Raw genomic sequence first — 9,480 nt, 5'->3', positions numbered from 1 at the left:
TATCGATAGACATTTGCGGCCTGCTGCCTTTGCGGTCAATATAAAAAAGATATTTATCCAGCTTTTTTTCCTGCTATACGTGTTCCAATCCCGCGCCTCATGCCGTGAAGAGTCTTCCAATCCCCGGCCGTATGGCTTAACCCAGCTTTTTTCTGGTATTTACGGAAGATGCAGGTGATGGGCGCACTATCATAGTATCTGAAATACGGGGCGCTCCAATGATGAATCAGTTATGAGTTTCATCATCAGGATATACAATTATACCGAAAATTCATTGCCCAAATATTTTGTAACAGGCTCTCGGATGTGATTTTTCAGGATAATTAGCTTTTCGTAATAAGTGGCATAGGAGGCCTCCTGTCCGATCCTTATCGGCTTAATTCATTGGCAAAATTATTTTGAGTAGCGCTCCCGAAGAAAAATCCTGCGCACTATTAAAAAATTATTTCTTAACAGTTTCTAATTGAAACCATCCTGAAAGTATAGTATAATTTTTTTATTTACACGGCTTCTCCAAAAGAGAGAGACGAACAGTGATTTTATGGATTCCAATGAGTCGTATTATTCTGGCAGGGTGTGATTATTTCATTACAACAGACGATCGTCTGCTAAAATATCAGGCAGATTCGATAAGCCTGGTTTCGCCATGTGAATTTATCAGAAGGCTGGAAGGAGGCATGTAATGTACAGTACGGTGGAGCTCATGGACATGGGGCTGGCCTGTCTGGCTGAAAAGCTGGGGATCGTAAATGCAGAGCGCTTTATTGCCACGATTAAAAGGGAAAGCTTTGATTATACAACATGGCAGAGAGAGTATTTTGATCAAATGAGTCCCGGACAGTTCAGGGCAGAGGCTCTGGAATATGCGAAACAACATCCCCATAAGGGAAAGGGAGAACGAATCTGACACTTTAAAATTGAAAACATTGTTTGGGAATGCTTTAAAAGCTCTGGTTTACTCCGGGGCTTTTTTGATTCCCGCGGGCAACGAACCAGGCGGGCATGCCTGCATGCACATTTGGCGACTGACGCGAGGGTCAGCAACCCCGCTGTTTTTCAGCAGGGGTGTTGACTGCAAAGAATCAGGAAATGTTTTGCCAGATAAAAAAGATACAAAAAACAAAAAAGCAGCGAATTGTATTTCTCATAGGGCATATAGCCGGAGCTTCTCCTTTTTCGTTCTATCAGTGAATAGTTCCATAATAAAATTTGGCGTAGGGACTAAATTTGCTGTGTTTCCTTTAAATGGTTTATTTCTGCCAGCGGCAGTTTGGTGATTTCTGCAATTTCTTCGAGAGTATCTTTCCCCCTGATGATCAGGCGGAGGGCAAATTCCTTTGTTGTTTCCAACGCTGTTTCATTCCGCATTTCCTCCAGCATACGGCACATAATCAACACTCCTTCCTCGTCGCTTTTAAAGTAGCGCACCCTGTCAGCCAGTATCTTATAATTCATATCAGACGGGTCGGCGCATGAGAAGTCATGCATGAGCCGTCCCAATGTGGTTTCATCCTGGATCTGCGAATTTACATAGATAATATGGGCGTCATCCCCAAAATGATTCCCGGTTTCCTCTACAAAGCGGTTGATATGGTAGATGGGAAGCCCTGCCCCTATCACATCATTTTCAGTAATGAAAATGACAAAAGATTCCGGAGGCTTCTCATATTTATCCCCCGGCTCTGTGACATTCGCATCAATCAGGCCGGAATGGTATCTTGCCCGTTTTGGGATTGCGCCCCGATCACTGCGCTGTATTTCGACGTTCAGCGCGTCCCCGGCGCTGTCAACGGCAAATATATCGAGCCTTGCGGAACGTCCCTGGAGGTTCTTCATATTATATTGGGAATGTACTTCGGTCACTTTCAGGTCGTCTTTCTTTAATATGATACGCAGTAACAGCTCCACACATTCAATATCTTCAAATACCTTTGTGCAGAAATCATCGTCCAATAGCCGGAAGTTCTTCAATCGCTGAAGGTCTTCCTGATGCTTCTGGCTGTATTGTAATCCGTTGGCGGCATCCATTTTATTACCAGTCCTTTCCAGATATCAAAATGTGCAAATTTATCATCTAACGAAATACTATATTCCGTTTTTATGATTCCTGATTTTTCATCAACAGTTAATTCCGACAATGCGCTGACCGCATTTTTTATTTCCGTATCCATCGGCCATAAATCTCCTTTTCGTATGGCAGGAAACGCAAAAGCCATTCCCAAAAGGTATATGGCCTCATTGGCATTATACCCTGAAATCCAGGCTAAATCAATCGGAACATTTAGTTTTATCCAGACGCTGGATTGTAAAATCAAATACGGAATCGGGTATTGGATATACGGATATTTTGATAGTGATTCTGTCAGAAAAGGTTGGATGAACAGTGCAAGTGACGTATGCAAAAACCGGCGGACAGGCTTCTGGTTACTTTAAATGAGCGCCTAAGATACAGACATGATAAGCCATGTTTCGTAGAATATCTAAATCTAAGAAATTTTTCTCCATTATACTACGCTTCTTCCGTTATTTCAATGGGATTTTCTATCAGAAATGTTTAAATATTTCAATAAATATCTTTATAGATTTCTTAATTTCATTTTCCAGATAAAACAATCAGATTTTATAAAAAGTTTTCACATGCCGGATTTCGTAGATTTAGATATTCTACGAAATCCACAGATGGCGGTAACGCCAGAAGAGGTATGTCAGATGGAGCAATGGTATGTGTTAAAGACTGTTCCGAGAAGGGAACAGGAGGCCGCTGATCTTATAAAGCGGGCCGTAACGCCCGGCCTCTTTAAGGAGTGCCGGGTTCTCAGGAAAATAAAGGTATTCCGCTCCGGCGGGGCGCTGCGCTTTTTGGAAGGCGTGCTGTTTCCGGGGTATGTGTTTGTCAGGACGGCCTGTCCCGGGGCGCTTGATAAGGAGCTGAAATGCTCCCGGGATTTCCCGCAGTTTCTGTCCATCACTCCCGTGGAAGCCGCGGATTTGGCATTTTTGGAGAACATATGCGGCAGAGATCTGGAACGGCCCATGGGGGTGACCCGGCTGACGCTCGGCGGGGATAACCGGATTATCCGGGCGGACGGGATTTTAAGCGGCTATGTAAACCGGATCATCAAGCTGAACCTGCATAAACGGTTTGCGCTGGCGCAGGTGGAGCTGTTTGGGCGGGTCCAGCCCGTGCTGTTTGGCGTGACGCTGGAACAGGATCCTCTGATGCCCGGCGGGTATGGGGGCGTTTGTTCCGGCAGGCCGGCGGTATAGATGGGGACCGTTTCGTTTTGAGGAATGCAGGGCTGCCAAATGGAATGCCCGTAAAAACAAATCAGGAAAGCGGCCTGTGGTTTATGCCATGGGGCGCGGAATGATGGATTATAAGGCAAAGCAGACAGGCGCCTTTTGTAAAGGGGCGGCTGGCTGCCTGCGCTCCGGGGCGGAACCGGTATATCCGCGCCGGAAGGGCGGAGCATGCCCTCTCTCCCCCGCCTTGGAGACTAAACATTCGCAACAGTTCAGACAATCTGAATCATTGTGAAAATCCATTCTGTATTATTTGCCAGAAAGCATATTTGCCGGAAAACATTTTACAAACACGCCCCAGTGATCTATTCGGCCGGATGGAGCACTGGGGGCCTGGGACAGGAGATAAGCGTTATGTGGTATGTGATTCAGACCAGCGCCGGAAAAGAGATGGAGACAGCGGGCGTGATCCGCAAAATGCTGATGGAACGCAGCTATCGCCGGTGCTTTGTGATCCGGCATGAATGCGTATGGAGGCTGGGCGGGGAGCTTAAGATTCACACGGAGCCGCTGTTCCCGTCGTATGTGTTTATCGAAACCGACGCGCCGGAGGCATTTTTTTATGAATTGAAGCGTGTCCCGAAGCTGACAAAGCTGCTGCGCAGCGAAGAATCATTCTGGACCGTGGACAGGGAGGAAGAGCGGTTCCTGCGGGATTTGATTGGCGCGGATCCGGAGTATGTGATCCGGCGGGTTTTGGTGAGGGTGAATGAGGCGGGGGAGATAGAAAAGGCAGAAGGCGTGCTCAGGAGCAATTTGGGCAGAATTGTGAAAAAAAGGCTGCGGAAGCGGGTGGTTGTGATCGAGATCCCGTTTTTAGGGGAAATGAGGCGGGTTCCCATCGGGATCCGCCTGGAGGGAGACAGACAGCGATGAAGATGGGCAGGAAAAGGGAGCGGATACGGATGCCGGCGGCGAAGGGACGGTTCGGCGGGGGCGGGGAGATCCCAAGTGGGAATCCCCTCCATGGGTATGAGCGCTGTGTCCTGTGCAAAAAAGAAACCGACATTCCGGCAGGGCTGGATATCAGCCAGAGGCGTTTTTATATGGAAGGGGCCGGGCAGCTCTGTAAATCCTGTTACGGGAAATTGTATCTTTAGCGGAAATGGCGGAATTTTCGGGAAATGATGGAAACGGCAGACAATGAAAAGGCAGGAGTGGTTACAAATGCAAAAAAGGGAACAGTACAAACGGATGCTCCGGTTCCTGCTGTCCGTGTTTTTTCTGGCGGCAGAGACAGGGATGTTTTATTTCGTGTGGATGAGCCGCTACAGCGGCCTGATGGAAAAGCCCTTCCAGAGAAAAGGGAACTGGCTGATGGCGGCCTTTTATGTCCTGTTTCTGGTTCTCTTTGCCCATATGTACAGCGGGTGGAAAATAGGGGCTTTAAAGGCGTTCCATCTGATTTACTCACAGGGATTAAGCCTTCTTTTTGCAAATGCAATGATGTATGTGGTGATTACCCTGCTGACAAAAAAGTTTCAGGTATTCTGGCCGCTGCTTCTGATGTTCCTGGCGCAGTGTGTATTTGCCTGCGCGTGGGGAATGTGGAGCACGGGCTGTTACCTGCGGGCTTATCCGCCGAGGCGGGTCCTGATGGTTTACGGGGATCGCCCGAATACGGGTCTGGCAGGGAAATTCCACAGCCGGGCGGACCGGTTTGTCATTTGCGAGACTATACATATTTCAGAGGGGATGGAGCGGATTGCGGAAAAAATCAGCCGGTATGAAGGCGTGGTGATCGGGGATATCCCGACGCCGTTTCGGAATAAGATTCTGAAATACTGCTATGAAAAGTCGGTCAGGACGTATACAAGCCCGAAGATATCGGATATTTTAATCCGCAGCGCGGAAAGCCAGCACTTGTTTGACACTCCGATCCTTTTGTCGAGGAATGTTGGGCTGACGTTTGAGCAAAAGCTTGTAAAGCGGATGATTGACATCCTGTTTTCAGGCATTGCGCTGCTGCCGGCCCTGCCCATTATGGGCGCGGTTGCTTTGTGTATCAGGGCGGAGGACGGCGGAAGCGTGCTTTACAGGCAAAAAAGGTTGACACAGGGAGGGAAGGAGTTTTTCGTGTATAAATTCCGCAGTATGCGGGAGGATGCGGAAAAAGACGGTATAGCGAGGCTGGCTGGGGAGAGGGATGAGAGGATAACAAAGACCGGCCGGGTCATACGGGCGCTCCGCTTAGACGAGCTGCCGCAGCTTTTTAATATTTTAAAAGGGGATATGAGCATTGTTGGGCCAAGGCCGGAACGGCCGGAGCTTGCAGAAAAGTATGAAGACCGGATTCCGGAGTTTATGTACCGTTTGAAGGTAAAGGCAGGGCTGACCGGATATGCGCAGGTGTACGGGAAATATAATACGACAGCATATGACAAGCTGAGGCTGGATTTGATGTATATCCAGAATTACAGCCTGAAACAGGATTTTGAGATTATGTTCCGGACCGTACAGATTTTATTTATGAAGGAGAGCACGGAAGGAGTTGGGGAAGGACAGATTGCGGCAACGGGAGAGGAAGGCAGGGTAAAGAATTCATTGGCTTCTTATAAAGAAAAGACAGGATGAGGCGCGGGAAATGAAAAAAGTGATTTTTGTAGCGACGGTTGTAAAACTGCATATTATGGAATTCCATATCCCATACCTGAGACTGTTTCAGGGAATGGGATGGAAGACAGCGGTTGCCGCGCGCAATGATTATGAGAATCCGGAGGATTGCAGGATCCCCTGCTGTGATACATATTATGACATTCCTTTCTCCAGATCCCCGTTCAGCCCGGAAAATATCAGGGCGTACCGGATGCTTAAAGATATTTTGGAGGACGGCGGATATGATATCATCCACTGCCATACGCCGGTGGGGGGAATACTGGCCAGAATAGCGGCAAAAAGCGCCCGCAGACAGGGGACGAAGGTGATTTATACGGCGCATGGCTTTCATTTTTACAGGGGCGCGCCCCTGATGAACTGGCTTGTCTATTTTCCGGCTGAGTGGCTTTGCTCTTTTTGGACTGACATCCTGATTACCATAAATAAAGAAGATTACGGATTTGCGGGGAAACATATGCATGCCGGGAAGGTGGAATATGTGCCGGGAGTGGGAGTGGATTTGGAGAAATTCGGGGCCTGCTGTGTGGATCGGCAAAAGAAAAGGGATGAGATTGGATGCAGGACAAATGATACGATGTTACTTTCCGTCGGTGAACTGAACCAGAACAAGAATCATGAAACAATCATTCGCATGTTGGCAAAAATGGGGCGGAAGGATCTTCATTACGCGATCGCCGGCAGCGGACAATTACACGAGTATCTTGAAAATCTGATCAAAGGGCTTGGCATTGCCAAAAATGTACATTTGCTGGGCTACCGGCACGATGTAAACGGCTGGTATGCGGCGGCTGACATATTTGTATTCCCGTCCTTCAGGGAAGGGCTTTCTGTATCGCTGATGGAGGCCATGGCCAGCGGCCTGCCGTGTGTGGTGGGGCGAATACGGGGAAATACGGATTTGATCCGCGAGGGAAAGGGAGGCTGGTATGCCGGATCGGAACAGGAGTATATGGAAAAAATAAACTTTCTGGCCGCCAGCCCGGAAAAGAGAAAACAGATGGGGGCGTACAACCAAAAAGCAGTCAGGGAATATGGGGATAAAGCGGTTATGGAAAAAATGAGGGCAATCTATCTGAGCGCAGGATGTTGAATCAATGGAAGAGAAAAAAGCAGTAAAGGTACTGGCAGTCGTATGCCAGATGAACCGGGGCGGTCTGGAAAGCCGGCTGATGGATATTATCCGGCAGCTTGACTACACAAAGGTCTGTATGGATGTCTATACATACAGGGAGGACAAAGGCGTATTTGACGACGAAATTATCAGGGCAGGGGGAACGGTGTATTATAATCCGCCGCTGCGCGCTGGAAATATGCTCTGGTATGTACATTATTTTAAGAGATTTCTGCTGCGGCATCCGGAATACCGGATTGTACATGCCCATCAGGACGCATGGTGTTCGGTTTTTTGCTGGGGAGCCAGCTTGGCCGGCGTACCGGTGCGGATCGCGCATTCCAGGACAGCTATCACAGGCCGGTCCGTTGCGGATTGTGTGAAAAATGTGATCCGCCTGCCGGCAAGGCGGTACGCGACGCATTATTTTGCGGTATCCCGAAAAGCGGGCCAGTGGCTATTCGGGGAGAAAAACCTGCGTCAGGGAAGGGTTCAGATATGGAAAAACGCGATTTACTGCAGGGCGTATACATTTTCACCTCAAATCCGTGAAACATGCCGGGCGGAAATGGGATGGGGAGGCCGGAACATATTGATTCATGTGGGAAACTTTACACCTCCAAAGAACCATATGTTTTTACTGGATATGATAGAGTGTCTTGTCCGGAAGGACAGTTCCTGGATGCTGGTATTGGTTGGGGGAGAAACCGGGATGGGAATTCAAAAGAAAACGAAGGATCAGACGAAGCAGCGGCATTTGGAAAAGCATGTGCGCATATTGGGCAGCAGGGAGGATGTGCCGGTTCTTCTGCAGGGAGCGGATGTTTTTTGTTTCCCATCTATTTACGAGGGCCTTCCGGGCGCGGTGCTGGAGGCCCAGGCGGCGGGGCTGCCATGCATCGTTTCGGATTCCGTCACGGAGGAGGTAAAGATTCTTAAATCAACGAGGCGGCTGCCCCTGCGGGCCGGGGCCGACGCCTGGGGCAGGGAGATTGAAAAAGCGCTGGATGTAAAGCGGCGCGATACGTATCAGGAGATGCGGGACGCCGGCTTTGATATAGAGACACTGACACAGGAATTAACGGAATTTTATGAACAGGCAGGGAGATAAAACAATGCTTTATGAAAAAATTGTGCGCCGGGAAGAGAAAATCAGCCTGGTCGGGCTTGGGTATGTGGGCATGCCGATCGCGGTCGCCTTTTCAGAACAGGCGGACGTGATCGGTTTTGATATTAATGAGGAGAAGATTGCGTGCTACCTGCGCGGGGTTGACCCCACGCATGAGGTAGGGGATGAGGGCGTCGCAGGCTGCAGCGTGGAATTTACCGCGGATGAAACGAGGCTTAAGGAAGCGAAATTCCACATCGTGGCAGTCCCGACTCCGGTCAGGGAGGATCACACGCCGGATCTGGGGCCTGTGGAAGGGGCGAGCCGCATCTTGGGGCGGAATCTGACTAAAGGGAGCATTGTGGTCTATGAGTCAACCGTCTACCCGGGCGTCACAGAAGAGATCTGCGTCCCCATTTTGGAAAAGGAATCAGGGCTTAAGTGCGGCATGGATTTTAAGATCGGCTATTCGCCGGAGCGGATCAACCCGGGAGATAAGGTACACCGCCTGGAAACCATCGTAAAAATCGTATCCGGTATGGACAGGGAGACGCTGGAGGAGATCGCCGGGGTGTACGGGCTTGTGGTAAAAGCCGGGGTGCACCGGGCGGGGAGCATCCGGGTGGCGGAAGCGGCCAAGGTGATCGAAAACTCCCAGCGGGATATTAACATTGCCTTTATGAACGAGCTCTCCATCATTTTCAACAGGATGGGGATTGACACAAAGGCCGTGCTGGAAGCGGCGGGGACGAAATGGAATTTCCTGAACTTCCGCCCGGGCCTTGTGGGCGGGCACTGTATCGGCGTGGATCCGTATTATCTTACATACCGGGCCGAGCAGCTTGGCTACCACTCCCAGATCATCCTGTCCGGCCGCCGGATCAATGACGATATGGGGAAATATGTGGCGGAAAGTCTGATCAAGAGCCTGATCCGGGCGGATATCCCGGTTAAAAACGCCGGAGTGGCTGTCTTAGGCTTCACCTTCAAGGAGAACTGCCCGGATACGCGCAACACGAAGGTTATTGATATCGTAAAGGAACTGAGGGAATACGGGATCGAGCCGCTGATCGCGGATCCGCAGGCCGACGCGGCGGAGGCGGAGCGGTTATATGGGATTTCCTTTGTGGAAATGGAGGAGATCAGGGATGTGGACGCGGTGATACTGGCTGTTTCACATAAGGAATTTGAGAAATTATCCCCGGATACGCTGAAAGGATTCTATAAAAAGGAAGCCGCCCGCCGGGTGCTGGCTGATATAAAAGGGATGCTGGATCGTGAGAAGTTTGAGGAGGCAGGATATCTGTACTGGAGGCTGTAAGCGGGATATAAAGGCACAGCA

General features: G+C 49.6%; 10 protein-coding genes. 8 read left to right on the top strand and 2 right to left on the bottom strand.

Annotated features, from left to right (window positions below):
- Positions 1–682 precede the first annotated feature (682 nt).
- Positions 683–907 carry a hypothetical protein gene (locus tag NFS31_RS22855; RefSeq protein WP_251500410.1) on the top strand — a complete coding sequence of 75 codons (225 nt, stop codon included), beginning with the start codon at positions 683–685 and terminating at the stop codon, positions 905–907.
- A gap of 314 nt (positions 908–1,221) precedes the next feature.
- Here NFS31_RS22855 and NFS31_RS22850 read toward each other — a convergent pair whose 3' ends face one another.
- Both NFS31_RS22850 and NFS31_RS22845 read right to left on the bottom strand, forming a co-directional pair.
- Positions 1,222–2,028 (bottom strand): PD-(D/E)XK nuclease family transposase, encoded by an 807-nt coding sequence (locus tag NFS31_RS22850; protein ID WP_251500409.1) that lies wholly within the window; start codon positions 2,026–2,028, stop codon positions 1,222–1,224.
- Positions 1,968–2,171: a hypothetical protein gene (locus NFS31_RS22845; RefSeq protein ID WP_251500408.1), complete on the bottom strand. Its 204-nt coding sequence runs from the start codon at positions 2,169–2,171 to the stop codon at positions 1,968–1,970. Before NFS31_RS22845 ends, NFS31_RS22850 begins: the two co-directional genes overlap by 61 nt.
- 538 nt (positions 2,172–2,709) lie before the next feature.
- On the opposite strand from NFS31_RS22845, the gene NFS31_RS22840 reads away from it, so the two are divergent.
- The 7 genes from NFS31_RS22840 (at position 2,710) to NFS31_RS22810 (ending at position 9,459) form a co-directional block, all read left to right on the top strand.
- A complete protein-coding gene (locus NFS31_RS22840; protein WP_251500407.1) occupies positions 2,710–3,267 on the top strand; it encodes a transcription termination/antitermination NusG family protein in 558 nt (185 codons plus the stop codon).
- 390 nt (positions 3,268–3,657) lie between these two features.
- Positions 3,658–4,179 (top strand): transcription termination/antitermination NusG family protein, encoded by a 522-nt coding sequence (locus NFS31_RS22835; protein WP_251500406.1) that lies wholly within the window; start codon positions 3,658–3,660, stop codon positions 4,177–4,179.
- The gene (locus NFS31_RS22830; protein ID WP_251500405.1) at positions 4,176–4,403 is read left to right on the top strand and encodes a hypothetical protein; all 228 of its coding nucleotides are present in this window, start codon (positions 4,176–4,178) and stop codon (positions 4,401–4,403) included. The genes NFS31_RS22835 and NFS31_RS22830 overlap by 4 nt, the downstream gene beginning before the upstream one ends.
- A 67-nt stretch (positions 4,404–4,470) precedes the next feature.
- The gene (locus NFS31_RS22825) at positions 4,471–5,877 is read left to right on the top strand and encodes a sugar transferase (protein ID WP_251500404.1); all 1,407 of its coding nucleotides are present in this window, start codon (positions 4,471–4,473) and stop codon (positions 5,875–5,877) included.
- A 10-nt stretch (positions 5,878–5,887) separates the two neighbouring features.
- Complete coding sequence (locus tag NFS31_RS22820) at positions 5,888–7,009, top strand: glycosyltransferase family 4 protein (RefSeq protein ID WP_251500403.1); 1,122 nt, start codon at positions 5,888–5,890, stop codon at positions 7,007–7,009.
- Positions 7,010–7,013: 4 nt separating this feature from the next.
- Positions 7,014–8,141 (top strand): glycosyltransferase, encoded by a 1,128-nt coding sequence (locus NFS31_RS22815; protein ID WP_251500402.1) that lies wholly within the window; start codon positions 7,014–7,016, stop codon positions 8,139–8,141.
- A gap of 4 nt (positions 8,142–8,145) precedes the next feature.
- Positions 8,146–9,459: a nucleotide sugar dehydrogenase gene (locus NFS31_RS22810; protein ID WP_251500401.1), complete on the top strand. Its 1,314-nt coding sequence runs from the start codon at positions 8,146–8,148 to the stop codon at positions 9,457–9,459.
- Positions 9,460–9,480 lie beyond the last annotated feature (21 nt).

Source organism: Otoolea muris (assembly GCF_943193115.1).
Classification (GTDB): Bacteria; Bacillota; Clostridia; order Lachnospirales; family Lachnospiraceae; genus Otoolea; species Otoolea muris.
Note: the sequence above shows the minus strand (reverse complement) of the source record. Positions and strands in the feature narration are given on the sequence as shown.

What these genes read in the sequence shown, in the direction of transcription:
- NFS31_RS22825 (WP_251500404.1), top strand. Translation starts at nt 4,471, where the DNA reads ATGCAAAAAAGGGAACAGTACAAACGGATGCTCCGGTTCCTGCTGTCC.
- NFS31_RS22835 (WP_251500406.1), top strand. Translation starts at nt 3,658, where the DNA reads ATGTGGTATGTGATTCAGACCAGCGCCGGAAAAGAGATGGAGACAGCG.
- NFS31_RS22830 (WP_251500405.1), top strand. Translation starts at nt 4,176, where the DNA reads ATGAAGATGGGCAGGAAAAGGGAGCGGATACGGATGCCGGCGGCGAAG.
- NFS31_RS22845 (WP_251500408.1), bottom strand. Translation starts at nt 2,171, where the DNA reads ATGGATACGGAAATAAAAAATGCGGTCAGCGCATTGTCGGAATTAACT.
- NFS31_RS22810 (WP_251500401.1), top strand. Translation starts at nt 8,146, where the DNA reads ATGCTTTATGAAAAAATTGTGCGCCGGGAAGAGAAAATCAGCCTGGTC.
- NFS31_RS22850 (WP_251500409.1), bottom strand. Translation starts at nt 2,028, where the DNA reads ATGGATGCCGCCAACGGATTACAATACAGCCAGAAGCATCAGGAAGAC.
- NFS31_RS22840 (WP_251500407.1), top strand. Translation starts at nt 2,710, where the DNA reads ATGGAGCAATGGTATGTGTTAAAGACTGTTCCGAGAAGGGAACAGGAG.
- NFS31_RS22855 (WP_251500410.1), top strand. Translation starts at nt 683, where the DNA reads ATGTACAGTACGGTGGAGCTCATGGACATGGGGCTGGCCTGTCTGGCT.
- NFS31_RS22815 (WP_251500402.1), top strand. Translation starts at nt 7,014, where the DNA reads ATGGAAGAGAAAAAAGCAGTAAAGGTACTGGCAGTCGTATGCCAGATG.
- NFS31_RS22820 (WP_251500403.1), top strand. Translation starts at nt 5,888, where the DNA reads ATGAAAAAAGTGATTTTTGTAGCGACGGTTGTAAAACTGCATATTATG.